A 25,534-nucleotide genomic window follows, 5' to 3' on the forward strand; every position below is an offset into this window, starting at 1 on the left:
TTCGTCGACCGCAGCCGAGGTGAGAGCGGGCAGGACCACCCGCCTGGGGCCAGGCTAGCCGCCGCCGGCGCCCACGTCGACGGTCGGTGCGGTGCTGTCACGCGCAGTCGCCGTTGTCAATCCCGTGTGCAGGATCGAGAGGGCGTGCGACGGTGGTGGTCCATTGATCGACTGATGAAAGGAATCGCGCCATGAGTGGAGCAGACGACATCAAGAACGCAGCCGAGAAGGCCGGCGGAAAGATCAAGGAGGGCGTCGGAAAGGCCACCGACAACGAGAGCCTCGAGGCCGAGGGTCGCGCGGATCAGACCAAGGCGTCGGCCAAGCAGGCCGGAGAGAACGTAAAGGATGCCGCCCACAACGTGGGCGAGAACATCAAGGACGGGTTCAAGGAGTAGATCCGCCTGAAGGAGTGAGGCCCGCCTGAGCGGGCCTCACTCCTCGGATCAGCGGGTGCGGCTGCCGGAGATCGCTCGGATCAACCAAGCGATGACCGCGATGGCGAGCAGCACCAGGCCGACCCACAGGAGGAACTGCAGGGACTGCACGAGCCCGCCGGTGATGGCCAGGATGATGGCGACCACGATGATGATGATCAGCAGGATGTTCATCGGTCTTCCCTTCTCTGGGGCGCGGAGCGCCCGTCTACGGTGACTCAACCTAGACCCGTTCGCTCGCCACACCAGAGGGCCTTGACTCGGAGCTTCCCGCCGTGCGAAAGGAGCAATCGACATGCCAGGACGCAGGAACAATTCGCTGAAGGATCCGGAGCTGTACGAAGAGCTTCGTGACGACGGCGCCTCGAAGGAGAAGGCCGCTCGCATCTCGAATGCGGCCGCACGAGACGGCCGCAGCACGGTCGGTCGCCGCGGCGGAAAGCATGGCGACTACGAGGACTGGACCGTCGCCGAGCTGCGCGAGCGGGCGAAGGAGATCGGCCTGACCGGCTACAGCCGCAAGCGCAAGGGCGAGCTCATCTCCGCGCTGCGCGATCACTAGGGCCGCCGTGGCCCGGTTCGGCGTCGAAGAGGAATTCGTCCTGCTCGATGAGCAGACTCTCGTTCCGGCCGCCATGAGCGCCGAGACGAGGCAGCGCATCCTCGACGAGCGCGGATCCGGCGTCACACCCGAGTACCTCACCTGCCAGCTCGAGTCGGCGACGCAGCCGTGCCGCACGCTGGCGGAGTCCGGCGAGCAGCTGGAGCGGACGAGACGGATGCTCGGCGCGATCGCCGCTGAACAGGGCGCACTCGTCGCCGCGACCGGCACCCCGTTCGTCTCCCCGAACCGGCTGAGGGTCTCCCCTTCGCCGCACTACGACGCCGTCTCCGCCCAGCTCGTGGAGATCACCCGCGAGCACGAGGTCAACGGCCTCCACATCCACGTCGAGGTCCCCGACGACGAGGAGCGGGTGCGCGTCGTCAACCGGGTGCGCGCCTGGCTCCCCACCCTGCTGGCGCTCACCGGCAACGGCCCGTTCGCGCACGGCAGGGACTCGGGTTTCGACAGCTGGCGCAGCATCCTGATCCGGCGCCTGCCCTCCTCGTGGACACCGCCGCGATTCCACGACCTCACCGACTACCGCGCGCGCGTCGACCAGCTCGTCTCGATGGGCGCGATCGCGGAGGCCAGTTCGCTGTCGTGGACCGTACGGCTGTCCGAGCGCTTCCCCACCGTGGAGGTGCGCGTGTTCGACGCCCAGCTCACGACCGAGGACACCCTGCTCGCGGTCGCGCTGACCCGCGCGCTGCTGTGCAGCGACGAGATCGACGACCTGGCCGGCACGGGCACGGACGGCATCGACGCCTCACTGTGGACCGCCGCCCGGTACGGCCCGGATGCTCGGCTCGTGGACCCGGTGGACGGCGGCATCCGCCCCGCCTGGACGATCGCGGAGGGCCTGCTGACCCGCTTGCAGCCGGCACTCGAGGAGCTCGGCGACGCGGAACGGGTGCGCGACGGGATCGCGAGGCTGCGCGTGGACGGCTCCGGGGCACGGCGCCAGCGCGAGGCCTACGCCGCGAACGGCACTGCGGGTCTGCGGGAGCTCTACCGCTCGGGCACGAGTACGCGCTGACGACCCGAGGCCCCTCGGACGGCAGTAGTGTCGGCGTGTGGCATCCTCTCGCTTCGCGCCGCTGCAGCGGCTCGTCATCTCCGTGGCCGTCCTCGCCTCGTTCGTGACCTTCCTCGACGGCACCGTCGTGACCGTCGCCCTGCCCGCGATCAGCGAGGAGCTCGGTGGAGGCATCACGACGCAGCAGTGGGTGGTGGATGCGTACCTCATCACTCTCAGCGCGCTGATCCTGCTCGCCGGATCACTGTCGGATGCCTACGGCCGGGTGCTCGTGATGCGCATCGGGCTCATCGCCTTCGGTGTCGCCTCGGTCGCCGTCGCCGCCGCACCCGACCCGCTCATCCTGATCATCGCGCGCGCCGCGCAGGGAGCTGCCGGCGCCCTGCTCGTGCCGAGCTCGCTCGCCCTGATCACGGCGACGATGCGCGCCGACGTGCAGTCCAGGGCGATCGGCGTCTGGACGGCGTTCACCACCGCCGCCCAGCTCGTCGGCCCGCTGCTGGGCGGGCTGTTCGTCGACTTCCTCTCGTGGCGCTTCGTGTTCCTCATCAACGTCGTCCCGATCGCGGTCACGCTCGTCCTGCTCTCCCGCCTGAAGCTCAGCGAGCGCCCGAGCGGCGTGCGCGTCGACTGGATGAGCGGAGCACTGTGTGCGCTCGGACTCGGCGCCGTCGTGTTCGCCTTGATCGAGCAGCCGAACCTGGGGTGGGGATCGCCGGCGATCTGGCTGCCCGGCATCGTGGGTGCGGGGATGTTCGCCTGGTTCCTGGTGCGGCAGCAGCGGTCGGCCTCGCCCCTCATGCCGCTCTCGCTCTTCCGCGTGCGCGACTTCGCCTGGGGCAACCTCGCGACCCTCTTCGTCTACGCCGCGCTGTCGCTGAGCGGCTTCGTCGTGGGCGTCTACCTCCAGCAGGGAGCGGGACTCACCGCCACCGCCGCCGGACTCGCGAGCCTGCCGATGACGATCCTGATGATCCTGCTCAGCTCCCGCGCCGGCTCCTGGGCCGGCCGGTTCGGCCCGCGCATCTTCATGACCGTCGGCCCGCTGATCATGGCGGTCGGCGCCCTGATGCTGCTGTTCGTCAGCGAGGCGTTCGACTACTGGTGGCAGGTTCTCCCGGCCATGATCGTGATGGGCCTCGGCCTCTCGCTCACGGTCGCGCCCCTCACCTCCGCGATCCTCGGGGCCATCGACGAGTCGCGCTCCGGCATCGCCTCCGCCGTGAACAACGCGGTCTCGCGCGTCGCGGGTCTGCTCGTCGTCGCGATGCTCTCGACCATCATCGGCGGCACCCTCGACCTCGGCGGATTCCACAACGCGGCCTGGGTCACGGCCGCCCTGCTCATCCTCGGCGGAGTGGTGTCGTGGATCGGCATCCGCCGCAATCCGGCTGAAGAGGTCGAGGCTCCGGCCGTCGACGGAGCGCCCTCGCCGATCGGGTGACGGGTGTCGGCGGGCGTTGACGATGTCGGCGGCCGGGCGCACACTGGGGGCATCGTCTCCCGAGCATCCGGAGGTCCATCGTGAGCACGACCCAGACGCCCCTTCCGCCCGTCGTCGACGTCGACACGTGGCGTCGAGAGCTCGAGGCGCTGCGCGTGCGCGAGAAGGCGGCGACGCGAGAGCTCGACGCGATCGCGGCGCAGCGCCGACGGCTGCCGATGGTCGAGCTGCCGGAGTACACGCTCGTCGGCACGGACGGCCCGGTGCGGCTCGCCGAGATCTTCGGTGACCGCTCGCAGCTCATCGTCTACAACCACATGTGGACGGACGGCAATGAATGGCAGTGCCCGGGATGCACCGGCTTCACAGCGCAGTTCACGCGCCTCGACTTCCTCGAGCGGTACTACGACGCGCGCTTCGTGATCGTGACGAACGGACCGATCGACGAGGCGCTCGCCTATCGCGATCGGGTGGGCAACCGGATGGCGTGGTACTCGAGTTCCGACAGCATGTTCGGCGCCGACATGGATGCCGGACCGAACGAGGGCTTCGGGGTCAACGTGTTCCTCCGCGACGGAGACCGCGTGTATCGCACCTGGCACACGAACGGACGCGGGACGGAGCGGATGAGCCAGCTGCAGGGGCTCGTCGACCTGCTTCCGTACGGGCGCCAGGAGGAGTGGGAGGACTCGCCGGCGGGCTGGCCGCAGCACGAGACCTATGCTCGAGGGATGGGTTCGAAAGAGATCGCCGCACTGTACGGGGCGGGCAGCTGAGGCGCGGGAGCGCCGCATCCGTCTCGGCACTGCTGCTGGCGTGTGCGCTGACCGGATGCGGCGCGACGGAGACCGGTGCCACGTCGACCTTCGTCCTGCCGCCGGCCGGGGCGACGCCCGATTACCAGCTCGGCGGCGGATACGACCCGGCCGACGGCGTCGGCATCGTGGGCCGGGACCGCTCGGACGACCCCGCCGAGGGTCTCTACTCGGTCTGCTACGTGAACGGGTTCCAGACGCAGCCGGGCGAGCTCGACACCTGGCCCGATGACCTTCTGCTGCACCGCGACGGCGGGCCGCTGTTCGACCCGGACTGGCCGGACGAGGCACTGCTCGACACGTCGACGCCGGAGCGTCGCGAGCGCATCGCCGAGATCGTGGGCCCGTGGATCGAGGGGTGCGCGAACTCAGGGTTCGACGCCGTCGAGTTCGACAACCTCGACTCGTACACGCGCTCGGATGGCGCGTTGGACGTCGAGGACAATCTCGCGCTCGCGGCGTCGTTCGTCGACATCGCCCACGACGCGGGCCTCGCCGCAGGCCAGAAGAACGCCGCCGAGGAGGCATCCGCCCTGCACGAGCGCGCCGGATTCGACTTCGCCGTCGTCGAGGAGTGCTCCGTCTATCGGGAGTGCGCGGCATTCACCGATGTGTACGGAGACGCCGTGATCGACATCGAGTACGCAGACGAGCTGCCGCGTCCGTTCGCCGAGATGTGCGCCGACGACGAGGCGCCGGCGTCGATGGTGCTGCGGGACCGCGACCTGGTCACCCCGGCCGACGACGGGTACGTCTTCGAGACCTGCTGAAGCCGGCGCGCTGCCCGTCGCGTCCCGTCTCGTCCCGTGCCGCGCCGTGCCACCCGCCCGGCATCCGCTTCTCTCCTACCGTGGTCAAAAACGCATCCGAAGCGGCCCTTTCGGGTGCGAAACTGACCACCCACCGCACCGGCGACGGAACGACGGATGCGGACCCCGCCCCACCCCCGCCCCGCTCCTGCCGTGGCCAAAAACGCACCCCAAGATGCCCTTTCGGATGCGAAACTGACCACCCACCGCGGCTCGGGTGCGAAACTGACCCCGCACCGCCGTTCGGCGATGGATGGATGGATGGACGGGCGGATGCCGCGTGGTGGGGCCCGCGAGTGCCTCGCTAGGCTGACCCCGTGAGCATGACGGGGGATCACGAGGGCGCGACGCACCAGGGCGCCGCGCGCGGCACCGTCGTGCGCGCGGCCGCCCTCCGCGCGAGACAGGCGCTCGCCGACATCCCCCGAGCCGTGTGGTTCGTCGCCGCCGGACTCATCGTCCTCGTCGTCGTGGTGGCAGCGATGGGCGGCCTCGCGCAGGCGCAGGCGAGTCCGACAGAACTCGGCCCCGGAGACGAGGCGCGCACCTCGGTCTACGCCGTCACCGTGCAGGCGGCCGAGTTCACCGACGCGGTCGAATCGGAGTACCTCGAAGCGGAGGCCGGCGAGAAGCTGCTCGTCATGACCCTCGAGATGCTGAACCTCTCCGATGCCCCCGTCGGCGTCGGTACGACCGCCGACCGCACCAAGGCCGGATTCGTCAACACCGAGAACCCGCTCCTGGACCTGGTCGGCACGACGGCCGTCGACAGTGCAGCCGTCTGGCGCGCCGACGGATCGGCGGGCCAGGTCATCCTGCAGCCGGGCGTGCCGAGCGAGGTCACGATCGCATGGACCGTGCCGGAGGATGCCTTCCCCGACGGCGTCGTGACGCTCGATGTGCACGAGGTCGAGGTGCGTCGCGGCGCGGTGATCCTCTCGTCCGGTGTCGTCACCTGGCGCGCCGCCGAGACCTCCGCCCGCATCCTGATCCCCACCGAGGAGACGCCGTGAGGCGCGCCCTGCCCTGGGTCCTCGGCGGCGCACTGGTGCTCGTCGCGGGTGCCGTCACAGCGATCACCCCGGACGACGATGCCGTCGTGAGCCCGATGCTGAAGTCCGCGGCCGTCGGCGCCTCCGTCGAATCCCGCACCCTGATCGCCTCCGTCGACGACGCGACCTTCGCCGACGAGGTCGTGGTCCCCGACGCCGAGTGGAGCGCGGAGGGCAACTGGCTCGTCGTGACGGTCGTCGCCTCCGCGCCGCACACGGAGGTGGACGCGTCGATCCGGCTCGCGACCCTGGTGGTCGGCGATCGCGTGTTCCAGGCGAGCGAGCGCCCCCAGGCCACCCTGGTGTCCGCCCCGCTGCGCCTCGGTCTCGACACGACAGGAACCCTCGCCTTCGAGCTCCCCCCGGAGGTGTCCGCGGGGTCGGCGGAGCTGCGTCTGACGACGTCGTACTTCACCGCCGAGCTCGACGACATCGTCGCCGTCCCGCTCGATCTGGGCTCGCTGCCCCGCACCTCGAGCGTCGAGCTCGCCGACCCCGAGTTGAGGACGCCATGACGTGGTGGCGGCGGCAGCGCGCGCCCCTGTTCGCCCTCGTCCTCGCGGGGATCGCGATGGTCGGCGCGACGCTGTGGCTCGACGTGCTGCCGAGCATCCGTCCGACCGACCGCGTCATCGAGGCCGAGTCGAGCGTCGACATCGCCGGGCAGACCCTCACCCTCGGACCCGTCGAATGGGACGAGTTCGACGCCCCGGACGACTCGCGCACGCTCAGCGTGCGGCTGAGCTCCACCGGAGGCTTCGATGCGAAGACCTGCGGACAGGCGAGCCTCACCGAGACGAGCACCGAGCGGACCTGGCTCAGCGCCCGCGCGCCACTCGACGTGCCCTACGACGAGGGCGAGAGCTCATGCATCGTCGAGTCGTCGTCGTACCGCATCCTGCTGGTCTTCCTGGTTCCCGACGACGCCGAGGGACCCTTCGTCCTCGACATCGAGGGGAGCGACCAGGACCTCGCTCGCTTCCGCATCGAGCCCTGAGGGTCGGGTGTCGAGCCCCGCGTGCGGCCGACCGATGACGCCGTCGTATGCGGTCGCCACGATCGCGACCCTGAGCGGTTCGGCGACGGCCGCCACCGCCACGGTGATGAGGGGGAAGAACCCCGCCCAGAAGGACGACTCGTGCGCCCCCACGAGCAGCAACGCTCCCCTGGTGCCGGTCTGCTCCGCGAGACCCCACGCCGCATACGCCAGGGCGTAGGCGCCGAACAGCAGCGGGCCGCCGCGCCAGATGACGGTGACGGCGGCGACGAGTCCCTCGAGGCGCATGACCAGTGTGCGGGCGACGCTCATCGCCGTGCCGCGGGTGACCCCTCCGGTCCAGCGGGCGAACGACGGGGTCGAGTCGAAGGTCGTGCCGAAGATCACACCGGCGACCGTGAGCCAGGCCGCCGGCACGATGAGAGCGGCGACGAGGATGCCGAACACCCACGTCGCTCCTTCCCAGATGACGGCGATCGGGGCGAGGTTCGCGGCGAACCAGTCGCCGATCCCCTGCAGCCACCCCACGGCCTGGCTCTCGGCGAACCAGTCCAGCACGCCGTTCCACCAGCGGGCGACGAGGGTGAAGAGCATGAAGGTCCAGAGAACCTCGGTGTACGCGGCGAGCACGACGCTCCACCGCGGCAGGCGAGCCGCGAAGCGGGTGAACAGCAGCCGTGCGATCAGCGCGATCACCAGCACCGTGACCGGCAGCGCCCCGACCGAGATCAGGCCGCCACGGTCGCCGACCTGGTCGAGCTCGAAGCCGGAATCCGCCAGCGCGATGGCTGACGCGATCTGGTAGAACTCGATCTGATCGGCGTCGAGCAGCCCCCATGCCGTGTAGAAGGCGAAGAAGGGCAGGATCGCCGCCAGAGTCGCGGATCCGAACTCGCGCACGCCTCCGGCATCCGTCCTGCGGCTGTGCGGCAGCGACGGCCGCACCGTCAGATACATCGCGACGTACGAGACGAGACGCGCGGCGACCGCGAGCGGCAGCAGCAGGAGCCCGCCCAGGGTGGTGAGTCCGCCGACGAATCCGGCGAGCTCGATGAGCACGCGATGCAGCGCCTCGCCGCCGATGTACCAGGCCATGAGCGCCGGCCAGTGCCGGGCGAGGATGCGCCCGAACGTCCGGAGGGCCTCAGTCATGTGCCCTACCGTAGCCGGTCGTCCGACAGGCGGTGCTCCGCTGCGTTCCCCCAGGACGAACCCGCCGCCTACTCCGGGTCACGTCGAGGGTCAACCAGCTTCCGATCCACGCCCGACCGCGCCACGATGGGAGTCGTGAACGCCTCGAAGATCCTGATCCGCCGCGTCGCTGCCGTCGCCGTTGCGGCGGTCACCCTGATCGGCCTGACCGGCTGCGGAGGGCTGACGATCCCCGCGGATCCCGACGGCACACTGCAGACCGTCTCCGGCGGTGAGCTGCGCGTCGGCGTCTCGCCCGACCCAGGACTCGTCACCGACCGCGGCCCTGACGGCGGCACTCCGACCGGCAGCCTCCCCGACCTCGTCGAAGGATTCGCCGACAGCATCGATGCCGAGATCGAATGGACCGAAGGATCGGAGGAGACCCTCGTCGGGATGCTCGAGCGCGGCGATCTCGACGTCGTCGCGGGCGGGTTCACCTCCGACACCCCCTGGATCGACAAGGCCGGAGTCACTCGCGGGTATCCGCAGATCGAGGGCGCCGACGGACGCGAGATCGTCCTGCTCGTGCCACTCGGTGAGAACGCGTTCCTCAGCGCGGTGGAGCGCTACCTCGACGAGGAGGTGGGTTCGCGATGACCTCCCTGAAGCGCATCGGTCGCACAGAGCTGCCGGACGAGCAGCGGAAGGCACTCCGCCGGGCGATCAAGTGGGAGTGGTTCACGATCGGGTACACCTCGGTCACCATCGCGGTGATCGCATTGGTGGTCGGCAACTCGCAGGCCATGCGCACCGCCTGGATCGAGGACATGCTCTCGCTGATCCCCCAGATCGCGTTCCTCGTCGCACTGATCTTCATCCGGCGAGCGCCCTCCGTGAAGCATCCGTACGGACTCCACCGCGTCATGGGCATCGGACACCTGGTCGCCGGTGTCGCGCTGCTCGCCGTCGGACTCAACCTGGCGGTGGAGGCCGTGACGGGACTCCTCGCGCGCGAGCATCCGACGATCGGCACCGTGCAGCTGTTCGGCCAGACGATCTGGCTGGGGTGGCTGATGGTCGCCGTGATGGCCGTCGTGATCGTCGGTCCGGTGTTCTTCTACGGTCCTGCGAAGGCCAAGCTCGCCCCGGTGCTGCACAACAAGCTGCTCTACGCGGATGCCGACATGGCCAAGGCGGACTGGCAGACCACCGTCGCCTCCATCGTCGGAGTGCTGGGAGTGGGCGCAGGCGTGTGGTGGCTCGACGGCGCAGCTGCCCTCGTGATCTCCCTCGGCATCGTCTGGGACGGCTGGCGCAACACCAAGACCGCCGTGATCGACCTGATGGACCAGCGCGCCAGGACCTACGACAGCGCGCACCCGCATCCGCTGGCCGGCGACGTCATCTCGACCATGCGCTCGCGTCCCTGGGTCAAGGAGGCGGGCGTCCGGATGCGGGATCAGGGGCAGGTGTTCCACATCGAGGCGTTCGTCGTGCCGCACCGGGGGAAGGTGTCGCTCACGGACACGACCGACCTCGCCGCACGCATCACCGACCTCGACTGGAAGGTGCAGGATGTCGTGATCATCCCGACCGAGGAGATCCTGGCCGGGGTCGACACCTCGGGCCGAGGCTGACACAGACCCGCTCGCCCCGGTGCCGTCGCCGGCCGCGCCGGGACGCCCGCCGCACCAGGAAGGGGGAGTCGTGCGACGGGCGCCGTGGCCGGCCGTCTCGGACGACCGACCGCTGGCGGGCCGGGTCAGACGTCCCGGTCCTGGTCCTGGTACTCCGTGCCAGCGTCGCCCGAGCCCGCGAGGTCGGGATCGTTGGGGACAGGGTCCTCCGACTGCTGCCGCGGGGCGAGCTCGTCGGGGATCATCGGGGTCTCGTCCGACTCTGCTCGACCGTCGTCCGGGGTGGATTCGCGATCTGACATGATGCTCCCTTCGTCGGTGCTTCAGTCCGGCCAGCATGCCTGGCCGCTCGATCCGCGTGCGCACCCCTTGACAGAACGCGCAGGAGCACTCGATCAGTGGAACGGGCAGCGACCGGATGCCGTGGCGGAGCGCACCGTGCCGCCCGAGCGGGGACGGGTGGGGAGTCTGCGCCGGTTCACATCGAGGCCGTCGCCGAGGATGCGCAGACCGGGGTCGCTGAGCACGGCGATGGCACCGGCGAGACCGGCGATGGCGAGCTTCTCCCCCGGGCACCGGTGGCCGGTCGCCACGTCGGCGCCGCCATGCGGGACGAACGCCGCGAGCGCCTCATAGTCGTCGACGTCCCGGAAGCGCTCCGGGTCGAACCGCTCGGGCCTCGGCCAGAACCGGTCATCCGTGTTGGTCCCCTGGAGGTCGAGCACCACCCGCCCGCCGGCATCCACGTGCTGGCCGTCGATGTCGATGTCGGCGGTCGCCCACCCCGGCAGCATGGGCACGAACGGCGAGGTGCGACGGATCTCCTGCGCGAACATCGTCGCGAGCGGGCCTCCGATCAGAGCGCCGCGGTCCGCCGTCTCGGCGGCGATCCGCTCGCGCCAGTCCGGCCGCTCGTGCAGCTCCTTCGCCGCGAAGGCGACGAACCGCGCGACCGCGATCATCGGGCGGATGCTGTTCTGCAGCTCCACCCCCGCGACCCGCGGCGGGAGCAGTTCGCCGTCGCGATCACGGTGGTGCGCCCACACCTCGAGTGCCGTACCCGGTTCGGCACGCAGCGTTCCCTCACGCACCGCCTCGATCAGGCGGGCGGAGTGACGGTCGGACCACCACCGATTCGCGAGCGCCGCGACGTAGACCGGGGAGTGCGGGGAGCCGAAGCCGTCGACGATCTGCGCGAGCCGAGCCGACCAGCGGGTCTTCGCCGCGGGTGTGCCCGGCACTCCCGCCCACCCCATGACGGCGCGTCCCAACGCGCCGACGGCCGCGTCGTACGCACTGCGGGTGCCGCCGTCGAGCCAGGCCTGACGCTCGTGCTCCCACTCGCGCTCCAGCCACGGCGTGAGTCTCGCGACCTGCTCGTCTTCGTAGGCGACGTCGAGGAAGGAGGCCTTGCGGTGCCGGTGCTCGTCGCCGTCGAGGCTGTGCACCGATCCGTGTCCGAACAGGCTCTCCTGCACGATGGGCGGCATCGCCCCCGAGCGGGCGATGCGGCTGCCGTCGTAGAACAGCTCCACGCCCTCGATGCCGCGCACGAACACGGCATCGCTGCCGAGCAGCCGCATCGGCGCCGATCGCGCCCCGGGGCGAGCCCTGCGCCAGATCCTCGAGCCGAAGTCGTAGCCCCGGGTCAGGAGCATCGGGGCGTCGTCGCGGGTGAGGGCGGCGAGTCGGTGCGCCGCCCTGACGGGAAGGTCGATGAGTGCCATGCTCCGACGTTCGCAGAGGCGGCGGCACAGTTCCAGGGGGAGGCGCGATCGCGGGTGCGTGTGCTAGTGGCCGGAGCGGATGGGCGGTGTCCGTCAACCCCCTGTACGCGGATCGCCGCCCACCGCCACGATCACCACAGACGAGAGAGGAGCGCCGACATGGCGAAGAACGTGCGGACCATGGACTGCCGGCCTGACGATGTGTTCCGGGTGCTGAGCAACGCCTGGCTGTACCCGGCCTGGGTCGTGGGGGCCTCGCGCATGCGCGATGTCGACGCGACCTGGCCGCAGCCGGGCGCCGAGCTGCATCATTCGGTCGGCGTGTGGCCGTTCCTGCTCGACGACACCACCGTCGTCGAGGAATGGTCACCGCCGGACCGCATGGTGATGCGCGCCCGCGGGTGGCCCATCGGCGAGGCGAGGGTCACGCTGCGAGTGCGCTCTTACGGCGGCGGCACGATGGTCCGCATCGACGAGGAGCCGGTCTCGGGACCCGCGACGCTGGTGCCGAGCCTCCTCACCACGCCCATGCTGCGCTGGCGCAATTCGGAGACCCTGCACCGTCTCGCCTACCTCGCCGAGGGCGGAGCCGTCTGACGCCCGACGACGGCATCAGCCATATATTGGTGGGAGCCGCGACCCTCGCGGAGCGAGGGGAAGACTGATGACCGATACAGCGCCGTCCGCATGGAGACGCTTCTGGGAGCGGGGCGGATGGTGGCGGGCCATCGTGCTCGTCGTCGCATACTTCGTCCTCTACAACGGGCTGTCGCTGTTGCTCGCTCCGCTTGCCGCGCAGGTGGAGGATCCGCAGAGCGCTTCAGGGATCCTGGTGTTCTACGTCATCCCGATCCTCGTCGGCTGCCTGCTGCTCGTGGGCTTCGCCGGCTCGGTCGGCTGGCTGCGCGCACTCTTCGGACCGCAGCCGATCCGCGGCCGGGGGTGGATGTGGATCGCGGTCGCCGTCGTGCTCGTCTTCAACGTGCTGCACCTGCTCTCCGTGGATTACGGCACGGCCGGCGCTCCTGTCGTGGGAACCTGGCTGCTCGCCGGTCTGTTCATCGGCTTCGCGGAGGAGGTCCTCACGCGCGGCCTCGTCGTAACCCTGCTCCGCAAGGCGGGACAGCGCGAAGTCGTCGTGGCGCTGATCTCGTCAGCTCTGTTCGCGCTCCTGCATGCCGGGAACCTGCTCACCGGGCAGTCTGTGATCGCCACTCTCGTCCAGCTGGCGTACACGTTCGCGTTCGGCATCTGCATGTACCTGGCGATGCGGGTGACGGGCACCATCGTCGCGCCGATCCTGCTGCATGCGAGCACCGATCCGAGCATCTTCCTGCACACTGCCTACCCGGCCGCGACCCCGTTCGGCTCGATCGCCGGACTCGGCAACATCGTCGTGATCGTGGTCGGCGTGATCTGCCTGTTCTTCATCCGCGGGCGGGTGGAGCGGACGGAGGTGGCTCCGACGGGCGGAGCCACCTGACCGTCACGCCGCCGAAGGACGCAGCACGACCTTGATGCAGCCGTCCTCCTTGCGCTGGAACGTGCGGTAGAGCTCGGGGGCGTCCTCGAGCGGCGCGTCGTGCGTCATGAGGTCCATCACGCCGAGCGGGTCGGAGAGGTCCTCGACCAGGGGCATCAGGTCGTCGATCCAGCGTTTCACGTTGCACTGGCCCATGCGGATGCCGACCTGCTTGTCGAACAGCGTCTTCATCGGCAGGATGTCGGCGTCTCCCGCGTACACGCCGCTCAGCGACACCATGCCGCCGCGGCGGACCACGTCGATCGAGGCGTACAGGGCGGCGAGCCGGTCGATCCCCGCCTTGTCCATGAGGGCGCGCGCTGCGGCATCCGGCAGCAGACCGACGGCCTTCTGGGCGAACGCCGCACCGCCGTTGCCGTGCGCCTCCATGCCCACGGCGTCGACGACGGCATCCGCTCCCCGCCCACCGGTGAGGTCGCGGAGCTCGGTCACGACGTCGTCCGTGAGGTCGAAGACCTCCGCTCCGTGGCGCGCCGCCATCTCACGACGCTCCGCGACCGGGTCGACAGCGAGCACGCGGTAGCCGCGATGCGCGCCGATGCGCGCGACGAACTGTCCGACCGGGCCGAGGCCCATCACGGCCAGTGTGCCGCCGTCCGGCACATTCGCGTACTCGACGCCCTGCCAGGCCGTCGGCAGGATGTCGCTCAGGTAGAGGTACCGCTCGTCCGGCAGGTCGGACGCGACCTTGATGTGGTTGTAGTCGGCGAGGGGCACCCGCAGGTACTCCGCCTGACCGCCCGGCACCTGTCCGTAGAGCTTGGTGTACCCGAAGAGGGACGCGCCGCTGCCGTACTCCTTCACCTGGGTGGTCTCGCACTGCGACTGCAGTCCGCGCAGACAGAAGAAGCAGTGACCGCACGAGATGTTGAAGGGCACGACGACCCGGTCGCCGACCGCGAGATCCTTGACGGCGCTGCCGACCTCGACCACGACGCCCATCGGCTCGTGACCGAGCACATCGCCCTTGTCGAGGAACGGGCCGAGCAGTTCGTACAGGTGCAGGTCGGAGCCGCAGATCGCCGACGACGTGATGCGGACGATCGCGTCGGTCGGGTGCTCGATCTGAGGATCCGGCACCTCCTCGACCGCCACGTCGCGGGTGCCCTGCCAGGTGAGTGCCTTCATCGTCATCCTCCTCGTGAACCGTGTGGAGTGGCCACCCTCCCCCGGCGCGGACCGACACGACAGAGGGTTGACAGGCGGATGCCGAGGATCGAGCATTCCGCTCTCACACCGGAATATAGGAAGATGGAGACACCACCCGTCGATCACCCGGATCACGCCGCTTGCACGGGTCCCGTGGCGAAACAGAGGAGACCCTTGTGGGCAAGCTGATCTATGAAGGAACGACCAAGGCCGAGATCGAGGATCGCGCGCTCACGCACCTCCAGCTCGTGATCACGGCGAAGCTGCGCCGCGGCGAGCCCTTCGGCTTCACCTGGCGTGAGGACATGAGCGTGGGCGGCGGTCGGACCACCGTCTGGGTGCACGCGGGCAGTTCGCTCGTCTTCAAGTACAGCGGCAGCCGCCAGCCCTCGATCAACCGCGAATGGATCGAGGCACTGGCGTTCACCGCGAGCGCGCCGAGCGGCCTGTACCTCGTGCCGGAACCCGCCGAGGGCGCCTCCTCCGGTCACGTCGACGCACCGCCCAGCGCATAGTCTCGGCGGCATGTCCCCGAACCCCCCGCGGCGGCTGCTCGCCTCGGTGCGCAGGATCCTGCACACCGACCCCTCCTCCGTCGCCCACACCGAGGCGATGCCCGTCATCGACGAGCGCACCGTGCCGCGGGTCCTCGACCTCGCGACGCGCATCGGCGAGTCGATGTTCGCGGTCGGCGCCTCCGCGCACGAGGTCACTCTGGCGATCACCCGGGTGTGCGCGGCCTACGGGATGCGGGACGTACAGGTCGATGTCACGTACAACTCGATCACCGTCTCGTTCCACCTGAGCGGCGAGGTCTGGCCGGAGACCCTGGTGCGGGTGGTGCGCGTCGCGGCGCCCGATCACGCCAAGCTGCAGCGGGTGCAGGCGCTGGTCGCCGACATCGACGACGGACTCGATCTCGAATCGGCCCGCACCGCGTTCCGGGTGCTGCGAAAGGTGCCCTTCCGGTACCAGCAGCCGGTCGTCATCGTCGCGCGCGCCCTCCTCGCGGTCGGCGTCAGCATCATGCTGGGTGCCTCGCCGATCATCGTCGCCCTCACCTTCGTCGCAGCGCTCTGCGCAGCGCTCACCCAGGCCGCCCTCGCGCGAGCCCGGGTGCCGCTGTTCTTCAGCCAGATCGCGGGAGGGTTCGTGACCACGGTGGTCGCCGTCGCGGTCACGGCACTCGGCGCGGCCGGTTTCGAGCCGTTCGACGGCATCCGCCCCTCGATCATCGTCGCCTCGGGCATCGTCCTCATGCTCGCAGGCCTCACCGTGGTCGGTGCGGCGCAGGACGCGATCGACGGCTTCGCACTGACGGCCGGTGGGCGCATCCTCGACCTGACGATGCAGACTCTGGGCGTCGTGATCGGCATCCTCGTGGGTCTCGAGCTCGGCAGCGTCCTCGGATTCACGATGGGCCTCCCCGACGACCCCGCACCGTTCGGGCCGCTGCTCAACCAGTTCGTCGGCGCGATCATCATCGCGATCGCCGTCGCGGTCTTCAACGGCGCGGGCATCCGGATCATCCTGGTGAGCGCGCTGCTGAGCGCAGTCACGATCGCCGGGTACTCAGCGATGGTGGGGCTGCAGCTGCATCCGGCCGCCGCGAGCGCGATCGGGGCGCTGCTGGCCAGCTTCATCGGGATGCTGATCGCCCACAACCTGCACGTGCCCTCGGTGGCGGTCACCACGGCCGCGATCGTGCCGCTCGTCCCCGGCGTCGCGGTCTTCCAGGGACTGCTCGAGATGATCCACGCCGCGGGCTCGGCCAGCGGTGTGGTCGGAGTCGGCGGCTCGCTCGTCGACGCCGTGGTGATCGGGATCGGCCTGGCCTCAGGGGCATCCCTCGGCCTGTACCTCGGTACGCCCGTGCGGGCCACCCTCAGCAGCGTCGCGAAGACCAGGGCGCGCGTGCGGCGCTGACGCGTCGCATCCGCCCTCGGTCACACGCGTGGGCCCAGGACTGCGGAGTCCTGCTCGCCGGCCGCGTCGCCCTTCAGTTCGATGAGGATGCTGTGCGTCGGCGTCGTGCCGGTGTTCTGACCCGAGTGCCGCTGAGCCGGGAGCCACACCGCCTGTCCGGACGTCAGCGCCGTGTCGAACACCCGATCGCCCGCGCTGAGCCGACGCGAGAAGTCGCTCAACGTGACCATGACGCTGTTGGGGTGATCGTGCGGCGTCGTCTGGTCGCCGGGTTCGTCGGTGTACTCCAGCACGCGGACGAAGTCGTTCTCCCACAGCGTCCGGTAGTGGTCGGGGTTCGTCAGGGTGGGATCGTCGGTGATCATGCGGTCACTGTACGCCCCGATATACCGCCCCGACAGGGGCACCTGAGGGCGCACCGGCCGGGGCGGTGGCCGGTTCGCAGCGGGCCGGTGGATCAGGCTCCCGCGCGCACCGACTCCAGCGACGGGTAGTCGGTGTACCCCTCGGGGGTGCGACCGTAGAACAGCGCGGGGCGCGGGTCGTTGAGTTCGGCGTCCTGACGCCAGCGCTCGACGAGGTCGGGGTTCGCGATGACCGGGCGCCCTGCGGCGACGGCATCCGCCCATCCCTCGGCCACGAGCGTCTCGGCCTCGTCACGGGTGGTCGGCGTGCCGAAGCCGGAGTTGATGATGAGCGGGGCGCCGAGTGCGCGGCGGATGCGCTGCACGAGCTCGCTCGTCGGCGCGGCGCTGAGGATGTCGACGAAGGCCAATCCGAGCGGGGCGAGCCCCTCGGCGACGGCGAGGTAGGTCGCGAGCGCATCGTCGTCATCCTCCTCGAGGACGCCCTGGATGTTGTGCTGGGGCGACAGACGGATGCCGGTGCGGTCGCCACCCACGGCCTCGGCCACGGCACGGGTCACCTCGATCGCGAAACGCGCGCGGTTCTCCGGCGATCCGCCGTAGCGGTCGTCGCGGATGTTCGACGCGGGCGACAGGAACTCCTGCACGAGGTAGCCGTTCGCGCCGTGCACCTCGACGCCGTCGAACCCCGCGGCGATCGCATTGCGGGCCGCCTGGGCGAACTGCTCGACGACGGTGGGGATCTCGTCGAGAGTCAGCGCGTGCGCGACCGGCATGTCGAGCTTGCCCACGGGCGTGTGGGTGGAACCGGGGGCGGCGAGAGCGCTCGGTCCCACGACGCGCGGCTCGCCGGAGATCTCCGGATGCGAGACGCGCCCGCCGTGCATGAGCTGCATGACGATCGTTCCACCCGCCTCGTGCACGGCGTCCGCGATGCGCCGCCAGCCCTCGATCTGGGCCGGGGTCACGATGCCCGGCTGACCGGAGTACGACTTGCCCTCGGCCGCAGGCCACGTCCCCTCCGAGATGATGAGCCCCTGGCCCGCGCGCTGGCGGTAGTACTCCGCCATCGTCGCCGTGGGGACTCCGGCATCATCCGCACGCGTGCGGGTGAGGGGTGCCATGACGACGCGGTTGGACAGGTGCAGGGCGCCGAAGACGGCCGGTTCGAAAAGACTCACCCTGAGGACAAGACCCACGGCACTCGAGCTATTCCCCGGCGCGGGAACACTCCGATCCGACCGCGGACTCCGCTCAGCCCTCGTACATCTCCCCGACCGGCACCGCCACGGGCAGCACGTTCCCCGGCTGGGCGAGAGGGCAGGCCCACGCCGGGTCGTATGCGCAGGACGGGTTGTAGGCGAAGTTGAAGTCGAGGACGATCGTGCCGCGTGCGGCATCCGACCCGAGATCGGCACCCTTGACGGTGTCGATCAGGTACCGGCCGCCACCGTAGGTGCCGCCAGGCCGCCCGGCCAGCGCATCGCGGACCGGGATGAAGAGACCGCCGCCGTAGGTCGTCAGCCGCCATACGTCGAGCGAGCCGGTGTCGGGGACCTCCACCCGGCCGATCCGCTCGAACGGCACGACCCCGTCGGTGCCGGTGGCGAAGTCGAAACCGCCGGGCTCGGCCTCCAGGATCGGGAGCTCGAAGCGCCACTGCGGGTCGTACGACGGGATCGACAGCCCCTCGAACAGCGGCCGGTCCTCGGACAGCAGCGGGGTCGCCGGGTGATGCAGCATCAGGTCGTCGCGCTCGATGCGCCAGAGTTCGTGCGCCTCCTGCGGGGACTCCCCAGTGCGCACGGCGTCGTACAGGGCGAACACACGACGACGCCAATCGACGACCTCGGCGGCGGTGCGGGCTTTCGTGAGCGTCATGCCGTTCAGGCTACGCTCACCCGTCGGTGTCGCGCGGCAGCACGGTGAGCACGCGTTCGATGTGATCACGGAACTCGACCAGGTAGTCGCGGAGGAACGTCGCGGTGCCCTCGTTCGTCACCGTGCCGTCGGCGGCGAACGTGTCGGGCGAGAATTGGATGTACGCCTCCGGCGCGGTCATCTGCCGCGCGTTGCAGAAGCTCAGCACCCCGCGGAGGCTCTGCTGGGCCACGGCCGTGCCGATCGCTCCGACCGAGGCGCCGATGACGGCGGCGGGGATGTGGTCGAAGGAGTTCTGCCCCCAGGGTCGTGATGCCCAGTCGATCGCGTTCTTGAGCCCGCCGGGAATGGAGCGGTTGTACTCCGGGGTGACGAAGAGCACTGCATCCGCCGAGGCGATGGCCTCTTTGAGTGCCGTGGCGACCGGTGGGTAGTCGTCGTCGTGGTCCTGGCTGTAGAGCGGCAGATCCCTGATCGGGATCTCGAAGAACTCCAGATCATCCGGAGCGAGCCCGATCAGCGCGGTCGCGAGGACGCGGTTGATCGAGGTGGACGAGAGACTGCCGACGAAGTATCCGACCCGGTATGCCATGACTGCTCCTCATTCCTGTAGGCGTGAGGAAAGTCTCGTCCTGCTTCGTGCTCGCGTCCACCCTCCGAGGCGGGATCGCCGACCGGATGCCCTCAGTCGCCGAACGCGGCGAGCAGTTCCGCGAAGTGGTCGAGGTCCTCGGCCGACCAGCGGCGCAGCCGCTCCCCCAAACGCTCCTCGTACCGCGAGCGGGCCAGCGCGACACGCTCCTGGGCCAGTTCCGTGGCGACGAGCACCCGGGCACGGCGATCGTCGGGGTCGCGGACGCTCTCCACGAGGCCCAGCTGTTCGAGCTGACGCACATGGCGACTGACCGCCGACTTGTCGGTCTGCAGGCGCTCGATGATCGCTCCGGCCGAGGTGGCCTTGCCCGTCGCGATCGAGGTGAGCACCTGATAGCCGAGCGGCTGGAGGTCGGGGTGCACGGTCGTCGCGGCTTCGCGCCAGCTCACCCGGATGCGGGCGAAGAGGCGTCCGAGCTCGTGCTCGACCCGCGAGATCGCCTGGTCGAGATCGGGAGACTCCGGGTTCGCAGGCTCGGCGGCGGGTTCGTCGGGCGAGGCACTCATGCCCGCCAGCTTACGGCGAAGCCCCGCCGGCGGTCGGCCGGCGGGGCTTCGGGCCTCGCCCTCGGCGAGGTCGAGATGACGGATGCATGCCGGATGCCCGGCTGCATGCCCGGATCTGCGGATCTGGGCATGCATCCGTGATCTGGGCATGCATCCGTGCGCGGGTTCCCGAAGGTCAGACCTCGGCGAGGAGCCGGAAGACCTTGGATGCCGCGTGGATCTCGTCCGGCGTGAGCTCGGCGACGACCGTGCGGAGCCGCGAGGCGTGGTCGCTGCGCAGCTCCGCGAGGGCGGCGCAGGCAGCCGGCGTCGCCGTCAGCACCCGCAGCCGCCCATCGCGTTCATCGGCCCTGGATTCGATCAGGCCCAGCTCCTCGAGCATCCGCACCTGGCGGCTGATGACCGACTTGTCCATCTCGAACCGCTCGGCGAGTTCATGCGCGCTCGCCGTCCCCGCCCTGTCGATGAAGGTCAGCAGCTTGTAGCCGCCCACCTGCAGCTCGGGAGCGATCCGCGCCGCCGATTCCCTCCAGAGCGTCCTGGTCCTCGCGAAGATGAGGTTCAGGTGCGTCTGGAGGTCGCCGAGGGCGGTGTCGATCTCGGCGGGCGTCGCGGTGACGTCGGGGGTGATCATGTCAGCGCCTCGGCTCCCGGCCGTCCTCGCCGCGGTTCTCGCCGCGGTTCTCGCGCTCGAGCACCGTGACGGATCCCGTGGTGGGCGATGCTGCCTCGGCCCCGGCGATGCGGATCGCTCCGGTCGACATGGTGGCGCCGACCTCGGCCTCCGACACCTCGAGCACCGACTCCTCGGCCTGCTCACGCAGCTGCTCCGCGGCGTTCTTGGTCGACAGCGGCTTGTTCCTGATGAACGCGATCGCGACGATGGCGATCACCGCGAGCGGGATGGCGATGATGAACGAGTCGGCGATGCCGTGTCCATATGCTCCCTCGACGATCGTGCGGATCGTGTCGGGCAGCTGGCCGACCTTCGGCACATCACCCGAGGCGAGGTGCTTTAGCGCGTCGACCTCCTCCGGAGTGGTGGGCGTGAAGCCCTCCAGGGCATCCGTGATGTAGTTCCCGACGCTCGTCGAGAGCATCGCGCCCATGACCGTGACGCCGATGGTTCCGGCGATCGTGCGGAAGAAGTTGACGTTCGACGAGGCGGCACCCAGCTGCTGCGGGGCCGTGTCGTTCTGCACGATGAGGGTGAGGTTCTGCATGACCATGCCGAGGCCGGCGCCGAGGACGAACATGTACACCGCGACGAGCGGGAACGGGGTGTCGTAGCGCAGCGTCGCCATGAGGCTCACGCCGACCGTGGTGAGGACCGAGCCCGTGAGCATCCAGCCCTTCCACTTGCCGAAGCGGCTCACGAGCTGGCCGATGATGATCGACGCGCCCATCTGGCCGATGATCATCGGGATCGTCATGAGGCCGGACTCCGTCGGCGTGGCGCCTCGGGCCAGCTGGAAGTACTGCGCGAGGAACACGGAGGTCGCGAACATCGAGACGCCGATGGCGATCGAGGCGATGACCGAGAGCGTGAAGGTGCGGTTGCGGAACAGCGACATCGGCACGATCGGCTCCTTGACGAAGAACTCGACCGTGATGAAGGCGGCGATCGCGACACCGGCGATCACGGCGAGCATGATGCTCGTCGAGGAGTCCCAGTCGAACTGGCTGCCGCCCATCGACACCCAGATGAGGAGCGTCGAGACGCCGACCGCGAGCAGGACGATGCCGAAGTAGTCGATCGACACCTTCGTGTCGCGCTGGGGCTTCGGCAGGTGCAGCGTGAACTGCAGCAGCACGAGGGCGAGGATCGCGAAGGGCACGCCGACGAAGAAGTTGGAGCGCCAGCCCCAGACGTCGGTGAGGAGGCCGCCGAGCAGCGGGCCGCCGATGGTGCCGAGGGCCATGATGCCGCCGACGACGCCCATGTACTTGCCGCGCTCGCGCGGGGAGATGATGAGGGCGACCGCGATCATGACGAGCGACATCAGGCCGCCGACGCCGATGCCCTGGATCACGCGGACCGCGATGAGCATGTTGGTGTCGGTCGAGAATCCGGCGATCACCGTGCCGGCGGTGAAGAGGATGAGCGAGAGCTGCACGAGGATCTTGCGATCGACGAGGTCGGCGAGCTTGCCCCAGATCGGGGTCGAGACGGCCGTGGCCAGCAGGCTGGCGGTGATCACCCACGTGTACTGCGACTGGGTGCCGCCGAGGTCGGCGATGATGACGGGCATCGAGGTCGACACGACGGTGCCGGAGAGCACGGCGACGAACATGCCGACGACGAGCCCGGAGATCGCGGTGAAGACCTCGCGCGGCGAGCGGACGGGCTCGGGTGCGGAGGAAGGGGAGACGTGAGTCACAGTGGAAAGCTCCTGTGTAGAAAGTTGATAAGAATCAACTATACGCCTACTGGTTGCGTAAATGCAACTATCGACTCGGGGCAACCATCGAGCCGTCTCGTCACTCCAGCGCCACCCCGGTCTGCGCGGCGAGGAGTGCGATCAGGTCGCGTTGGAACGTCGGGTCCGTCGCGGCCGGATGCGGCTCCTGGATGCGGCGGTGGAACCAGTACCCGCCGGTACGGGGGCTGATCTCCTCGGCGGGCGCCGTCGCCAGCCACTGCTGCGTGCGACTCCCCTCCCGCAGATCGTCCGGCGCGTGCGATCCCCCCATCCGGGTCGGCACCCACCCCGGGTCGACGGCATGTGCGAGCCCGTCGGATCGCGTACGGGCCAGATGCAGAGCGAGCGCCGTCACGAACAGCTTCGAATCGTCGTACGGGCGGGCCCTGCGATCCGGATGCGCGAGGTCGAGCCCCGACAGGTCGGCAGATCCGGATCTGTGCATCGAGCTGCTGATCACGATGGTGCGCTCCGGCGGCGTCATCGCGGCCGCGAGCAGGTACGGTGCCGCGACGTTCACCGCGAAGACGTCGGGGCCGTCGATCACACCGGCGTTGTGAATGACGGCATCGAACCGCCCGAAACGCTGCGCGCCCGCGGCCACGTCGGCGACGGCATCCGCGTCCGCCAGGTCGCCGAGCAGCTCTCCGGCCCGCGCGAGGTCGGCCGGCAGCCGGTCGGCGGTACGCGCATGCACCACGACGTCATGCCCGGCGGCGGCCAGCCCCCGCGCGGCGAGCAGACCGATCCCCGAGGAGGCGCCGGTGACGAGCACGAGTGCCATCAGCCGGCCGTCCCCTCGTCACTCGGCTCTGCGCCTGCACCTGCACCTGCACCTGCACCCACGTGCTCCAGCGACCATGAGGCGAGCAGGGCCAGCCGCTCGGCCGACGGCGACCCCGGCTCCGCCGTGTAGATCATCAGGACGTTGCCCGGCTCGGCCGTGATCGCCAGCTCCTCGTAGGCGAGGACGATCTCCCCCACCAGCGGATGCCGGAACCGCTTGGTCCCGGCTCCGTGGGTCCGCACGTCGTGCGCGGCCCAGAGCGCTCGGAAGGTCTCGCTGCGCGTGGACAGCTCGCCCACGAGGTCCTGCAGTCCCTTGTCGTGCGGGTCGCGCCCCGCCTCGGCCCGCATGATGGCGACGCACATCGCCGCGAACACGTCCCAATCGGGGTAGAAGTCCCGCGAGGCCGGGTCGAGGAACTGGAAGCGGGCGAGGTTCGGGGTGCGCCCGCCATCGCCGATCAGCGGCGAGTAGAAGGCGCGGCCGAGGTCGTTCACCGCGAGCAGGTTCTGCCGCGGATCGCGGACGAAGGCGACGGCATCCGTGACGGACGCCAGCGCCCACTGCAGGCTCGGCCTCGACGCTGTCGGCTTCGACGCCCGGCGTCGCGGACGGCCGCTGGAGGGGATGCCGTCGGCGGCGCGCGCGAGATCGAGCAGGTGCGCCCGCTCGGCCTCGTCGAGCAGCAGAGCGCCGGCCAGCGAGTCGAGCACGGCCGCCGACGCCCCGGCGATGGCCCCGCGCTCGAGCTTGGCGTAGTACTCCACGCTCACGCCCGCGAGTGACGCGACCTCACTGCGACGCAGCCCCTGCACCCTGCGGTTCCCTCCGGCGACGAGTCCGACCGCCTCGGGGGTGACGCGGGCACGTCTGGTCATGAGGAACTCGCGGACCTCGGATCTGTTGTCCATGCTGAGGACGCTACCCTCCGATCGGCGCCCCGAGGGAGTCTCTCGCGGTACACCCCTCACCAGGAACTCCCCCGTACGCGCACGACCGAAGAGGCTGGTGAGCATGACCACGACAGCCGACCGCACCTCCCCGAGCCGCATTCTCCCCGCACTGCTGCTCCTGCTCACCGTGTTCGGGCCGATCTCGATGGACCTCTACCTGCCGGCGCTCCCCGCTCTGACCGCGGAGCTGGATGCCGCGACCTCCGTCGCGCAGCTCACGATCACCGCCTGCCTGATCGGTCTCGCCGCCGGTCAGCTGGTCGCCGGACCCGTCTCGGACCGGTACGGCCGGCGCGGCATCCTGCTCGCCGGCATCGCCGCCTACATCGTGACGTCCGTGCTGTGCGCGATCAGCCCCACGGTCGAGCTGCTCATCGCGGCACGGTTCGTGCAGGGCCTCGCCGGCGGTGTCGGGATCGTGATCGCGCAGGCGGCCGGCCGAGACGTCTTCTCGGGACGCGAGCTGATCCGCTTCTACGCGCGCCTGACCGTGGTCGGCGGATTCGCGGCGGTCATCGGCCCCCTGCTGGGCGGGCTCCTCAACACCGTCGTCGACTGGCGCGGACTGTTCCTCTTCCTCGCGCTCATCGGCGTGGGCATCCTGGCGCTCTCCCTGATGCGCTTCGGTGAGACGCTCCCGCGCGCTGACCGCACCGACGGTGGCCTCGTCCGCACGCTGCGCGACTATCGGGTGCTTCTCGGCGATCGGGTCTTCGTCGGAGCGATCCTCAACCAGGGCTTCCTGTACGCAGCGCTGTTCGCCTATCTGTCCGGCGCGACCTTCGTGCTGCAGGACATCTACGGGCTCTCGCCCTTCGAGTACGCCCTGGCGTTCGGCGCGAACTCGGCGGGGTTCATGGTGTTCGGGCACCTCGCCGGTCGGTCCGCCGAGCGCGGGAGGGTGCGGAGCACGCTGGCCGTCGGCATCGCCATCGCAGGCCTGGGAGCCGCCGGACTCCTCGCAGCCGGCCTCACGTCGATGCCGCTCTGGGTCGTGCTCGCCGCGCTGTTCGCACTCGCCGCCGGCGTATCAATCTCGTCTCCGCCGGCGACGACGCTCGCGCTGGTCGACTACCCGCAGATCGCCGGGACCGCGTCATCCCTGCTCGGCATGATCCGGTTCGGATTCGGCGGCATCGCCGCTCCGCTGGTCGGTGTCGCCGGCGCTCTGAGCATCCTGCCGCTGGGCGTCGTCACGATCACCGCGACCGTGCTCGCCGCGGCATCCGCCCTGCTGATCGCGTCCGTCCGACGACGGGTCGCGGAGCCGGTTCGCGGCTAGTGCCGCTTCGACGCCGAGCCGTCGAGGTCGAGGTCGACATCGAGGTGCCAGTCGCCGGGACCGTCCTCGCCGTCGGAGTCGACGGGATCCGGGTACAGGCGGTGCGCCCGCAGCCGGGCGGCGTGTGCCGCGAAGTCGGGCTCCGGGTCATCCGAGTGGTGCGGGCCGACGAGCAGGTCGTTGCCGACGCCCACCACGAGATCCGCGCAGTCCTCGGCGCCGTTCACGAGGATCGGGATCTCGACGGCGTCGGACTCCCCCTCGCTCGCGATCGCCGCGGCGAGGGTGACGAGCGAATCCGCGACGTCGTCGGTGGTGACCAGCTGCTGGCCTGCATAGGAGACGATCTTCATGCGTCCATCCTGGCCCGAT

General features: G+C 69.9%; 30 protein-coding genes. 15 read left to right on the forward strand and 15 right to left on the reverse strand.

The window, feature by feature from the left end; genetic code table 11:
* Window positions 1-191 precede the first annotated feature (191 nt).
* Window positions 192-398: a CsbD family protein gene (locus ACESK8_RS04980; protein WP_372967552.1), complete on the forward strand. Its 207-nt coding sequence runs from the start codon at window positions 192-194 to the stop codon at window positions 396-398.
* A gap of 48 nt (window positions 399-446) precedes the next feature.
* Here the strand turns inward: ACESK8_RS04980 and ACESK8_RS04985 are convergent, their stop codons facing one another.
* Window positions 447-611, reverse strand: a complete 165-nt coding sequence (locus ACESK8_RS04985; RefSeq protein WP_167347464.1) for a hypothetical protein — start codon at window positions 609-611, stop codon at window positions 447-449.
* A gap of 121 nt (window positions 612-732) precedes the next feature.
* Between ACESK8_RS04985 and ACESK8_RS04990 the strand changes: the two genes are divergently transcribed.
* The 7 genes from ACESK8_RS04990 (at window position 733) to ACESK8_RS05020 (ending at window position 6,712) form a co-directional block, all read left to right on the forward strand.
* Window positions 733-999 (forward strand): Rho termination factor N-terminal domain-containing protein, encoded by a 267-nt coding sequence (locus ACESK8_RS04990; protein WP_372967553.1) that lies wholly within the window; start codon window positions 733-735, stop codon window positions 997-999.
* 7 nt (window positions 1,000-1,006) lie between these two features.
* Window positions 1,007-2,077, forward strand: coding sequence for a YbdK family carboxylate-amine ligase (locus tag ACESK8_RS04995; RefSeq protein ID WP_372967554.1), 1,071 nt, complete (start codon window positions 1,007-1,009; stop codon window positions 2,075-2,077).
* 37 nt (window positions 2,078-2,114) lie between these two features.
* Complete coding sequence (locus ACESK8_RS05000; RefSeq protein ID WP_372967555.1) at window positions 2,115-3,521, forward strand: MFS transporter; 1,407 nt, start codon at window positions 2,115-2,117, stop codon at window positions 3,519-3,521.
* A 77-nt stretch (window positions 3,522-3,598) separates the two neighbouring features.
* Complete coding sequence (locus ACESK8_RS05005; RefSeq protein WP_372967630.1) at window positions 3,599-4,297, forward strand: DUF899 domain-containing protein; 699 nt, start codon at window positions 3,599-3,601, stop codon at window positions 4,295-4,297.
* Entirely contained in the window at window positions 4,294-5,106 is an 813-nt protein-coding gene (locus tag ACESK8_RS05010; RefSeq protein WP_372967631.1) for an endo alpha-1,4 polygalactosaminidase, read from the forward strand. Before ACESK8_RS05005 ends, ACESK8_RS05010 begins: the two co-directional genes overlap by 4 nt.
* Window positions 5,107-5,462: 356 nt before the next feature.
* Window positions 5,463-6,158 carry a hypothetical protein gene (locus ACESK8_RS05015; protein WP_372967556.1) on the forward strand — a complete coding sequence of 232 codons (696 nt, stop codon included), beginning with the start codon at window positions 5,463-5,465 and terminating at the stop codon, window positions 6,156-6,158.
* Window positions 6,155-6,712: a hypothetical protein gene (locus ACESK8_RS05020; protein WP_372967557.1), complete on the forward strand. Its 558-nt coding sequence runs from the start codon at window positions 6,155-6,157 to the stop codon at window positions 6,710-6,712. Before ACESK8_RS05015 ends, ACESK8_RS05020 begins: the two co-directional genes overlap by 4 nt.
* Before the next feature lie 350 nt (window positions 6,713-7,062).
* Here the strand turns inward: ACESK8_RS05020 and ACESK8_RS05025 are convergent, their stop codons facing one another.
* The gene (locus ACESK8_RS05025) at window positions 7,063-8,346 is read right to left on the reverse strand and encodes a hypothetical protein (RefSeq protein WP_372967558.1); all 1,284 of its coding nucleotides are present in this window, start codon (window positions 8,344-8,346) and stop codon (window positions 7,063-7,065) included.
* 135 nt (window positions 8,347-8,481) lie between these two features.
* On the opposite strand from ACESK8_RS05025, the gene ACESK8_RS05030 reads away from it, so the two are divergent.
* A complete protein-coding gene (locus ACESK8_RS05030; protein ID WP_372967559.1) occupies window positions 8,482-8,985 on the forward strand; it encodes a hypothetical protein in 504 nt (167 codons plus the stop codon).
* The gene (locus ACESK8_RS05035) at window positions 8,982-9,965 is read left to right on the forward strand and encodes a cation transporter (RefSeq protein WP_372967560.1); all 984 of its coding nucleotides are present in this window, start codon (window positions 8,982-8,984) and stop codon (window positions 9,963-9,965) included. Before ACESK8_RS05030 ends, ACESK8_RS05035 begins: the two co-directional genes overlap by 4 nt.
* Before the next feature lie 125 nt (window positions 9,966-10,090).
* Here the strand turns inward: ACESK8_RS05035 and ACESK8_RS05040 are convergent, their stop codons facing one another.
* Together ACESK8_RS05040 and ACESK8_RS05045 are read right to left on the reverse strand one after the other, a co-directional pair.
* Window positions 10,091-10,267, reverse strand: coding sequence for a hypothetical protein (locus ACESK8_RS05040; RefSeq protein WP_372967561.1), 177 nt, complete (start codon window positions 10,265-10,267; stop codon window positions 10,091-10,093).
* A 93-nt stretch (window positions 10,268-10,360) separates the two neighbouring features.
* The gene (locus tag ACESK8_RS05045) at window positions 10,361-11,692 is read right to left on the reverse strand and encodes a cytochrome P450 (protein ID WP_372967562.1); all 1,332 of its coding nucleotides are present in this window, start codon (window positions 11,690-11,692) and stop codon (window positions 10,361-10,363) included.
* Between the two features lie 159 nt (window positions 11,693-11,851).
* On the opposite strand from ACESK8_RS05045, the gene ACESK8_RS05050 reads away from it, so the two are divergent.
* Both ACESK8_RS05050 and ACESK8_RS05055 read left to right on the forward strand, forming a co-directional pair.
* Window positions 11,852-12,289 (forward strand): SRPBCC family protein, encoded by a 438-nt coding sequence (locus ACESK8_RS05050; RefSeq protein ID WP_372967563.1) that lies wholly within the window; start codon window positions 11,852-11,854, stop codon window positions 12,287-12,289.
* Between the two features lie 67 nt (window positions 12,290-12,356).
* The gene (locus ACESK8_RS05055; protein WP_372967564.1) at window positions 12,357-13,175 is read left to right on the forward strand and encodes a lysostaphin resistance A-like protein; all 819 of its coding nucleotides are present in this window, start codon (window positions 12,357-12,359) and stop codon (window positions 13,173-13,175) included.
* Window positions 13,176-13,178: 3 nt separating this feature from the next.
* Here the strand turns inward: ACESK8_RS05055 and ACESK8_RS05060 are convergent, their stop codons facing one another.
* Window positions 13,179-14,363 (reverse strand): zinc-dependent alcohol dehydrogenase, encoded by a 1,185-nt coding sequence (locus ACESK8_RS05060; protein ID WP_372967565.1) that lies wholly within the window; start codon window positions 14,361-14,363, stop codon window positions 13,179-13,181.
* Window positions 14,364-14,560: 197 nt separating this feature from the next.
* Between ACESK8_RS05060 and ACESK8_RS05065 the strand changes: the two genes are divergently transcribed.
* Entirely contained in the window at window positions 14,561-14,899 is a 339-nt protein-coding gene (locus tag ACESK8_RS05065) for a hypothetical protein (RefSeq protein ID WP_060926932.1), read from the forward strand.
* Between the two features lie 10 nt (window positions 14,900-14,909).
* A complete protein-coding gene (locus tag ACESK8_RS05070) occupies window positions 14,910-16,310 on the forward strand; it encodes a threonine/serine exporter ThrE family protein (RefSeq protein WP_372967566.1) in 1,401 nt (466 codons plus the stop codon).
* A gap of 20 nt (window positions 16,311-16,330) precedes the next feature.
* Here ACESK8_RS05070 and ACESK8_RS05075 read toward each other — a convergent pair whose 3' ends face one another.
* From ACESK8_RS05075 to ACESK8_RS05115, 9 genes are all read right to left on the reverse strand, one after another.
* A complete protein-coding gene (locus tag ACESK8_RS05075; RefSeq protein ID WP_372967567.1) occupies window positions 16,331-16,675 on the reverse strand; it encodes a cupin domain-containing protein in 345 nt (114 codons plus the stop codon).
* A gap of 92 nt (window positions 16,676-16,767) precedes the next feature.
* On the reverse strand, window positions 16,768-17,856 hold the full coding sequence (locus ACESK8_RS05080) for an alkene reductase (protein WP_372967568.1): 1,089 nt from the start codon (window positions 17,854-17,856) through the stop codon (window positions 16,768-16,770).
* A gap of 73 nt (window positions 17,857-17,929) precedes the next feature.
* Complete coding sequence (locus ACESK8_RS05085) at window positions 17,930-18,556, reverse strand: DUF1684 domain-containing protein (RefSeq protein WP_372967569.1); 627 nt, start codon at window positions 18,554-18,556, stop codon at window positions 17,930-17,932.
* 16 nt (window positions 18,557-18,572) lie between these two features.
* Window positions 18,573-19,148, reverse strand: a complete 576-nt coding sequence (locus tag ACESK8_RS05090; protein WP_372967570.1) for an NADPH-dependent FMN reductase — start codon at window positions 19,146-19,148, stop codon at window positions 18,573-18,575.
* Window positions 19,149-19,240: 92 nt separating this feature from the next.
* Window positions 19,241-19,717: a MarR family winged helix-turn-helix transcriptional regulator gene (locus ACESK8_RS05095; RefSeq protein WP_372967571.1), complete on the reverse strand. Its 477-nt coding sequence runs from the start codon at window positions 19,715-19,717 to the stop codon at window positions 19,241-19,243.
* A gap of 175 nt (window positions 19,718-19,892) precedes the next feature.
* Window positions 19,893-20,351 carry a MarR family winged helix-turn-helix transcriptional regulator gene (locus ACESK8_RS05100; protein ID WP_372967572.1) on the reverse strand — a complete coding sequence of 153 codons (459 nt, stop codon included), beginning with the start codon at window positions 20,349-20,351 and terminating at the stop codon, window positions 19,893-19,895.
* A 1-nt stretch (window position 20,352) separates the two neighbouring features.
* Window positions 20,353-22,098, reverse strand: a complete 1,746-nt coding sequence (locus ACESK8_RS05105) for an MDR family MFS transporter (protein ID WP_372967573.1) — start codon at window positions 22,096-22,098, stop codon at window positions 20,353-20,355.
* A gap of 100 nt (window positions 22,099-22,198) precedes the next feature.
* The gene (locus tag ACESK8_RS05110) at window positions 22,199-22,924 is read right to left on the reverse strand and encodes an SDR family NAD(P)-dependent oxidoreductase (RefSeq protein WP_372967574.1); all 726 of its coding nucleotides are present in this window, start codon (window positions 22,922-22,924) and stop codon (window positions 22,199-22,201) included.
* Window positions 22,924-23,838 (reverse strand): helix-turn-helix domain-containing protein, encoded by a 915-nt coding sequence (locus tag ACESK8_RS05115; protein ID WP_372967575.1) that lies wholly within the window; start codon window positions 23,836-23,838, stop codon window positions 22,924-22,926. Before ACESK8_RS05115 ends, ACESK8_RS05110 begins: the two co-directional genes overlap by 1 nt.
* Window positions 23,839-23,941: 103 nt before the next feature.
* On the opposite strand from ACESK8_RS05115, the gene ACESK8_RS05120 reads away from it, so the two are divergent.
* Entirely contained in the window at window positions 23,942-25,162 is a 1,221-nt protein-coding gene (locus ACESK8_RS05120; RefSeq protein WP_372967576.1) for a multidrug effflux MFS transporter, read from the forward strand.
* Here ACESK8_RS05120 and ACESK8_RS05125 read toward each other — a convergent pair.
* Window positions 25,159-25,515: a hypothetical protein gene (locus ACESK8_RS05125; RefSeq protein ID WP_372967577.1), complete on the reverse strand. Its 357-nt coding sequence runs from the start codon at window positions 25,513-25,515 to the stop codon at window positions 25,159-25,161. The genes ACESK8_RS05120 and ACESK8_RS05125 overlap by 4 nt on opposite strands.
* Between the last annotated feature and the right edge of the window lie 19 nt (window positions 25,516-25,534).

This window comes from Microbacterium sp. (assembly GCF_041641055.1).
Classification (GTDB): Bacteria; Actinomycetota; Actinomycetes; order Actinomycetales; family Microbacteriaceae; genus Microbacterium.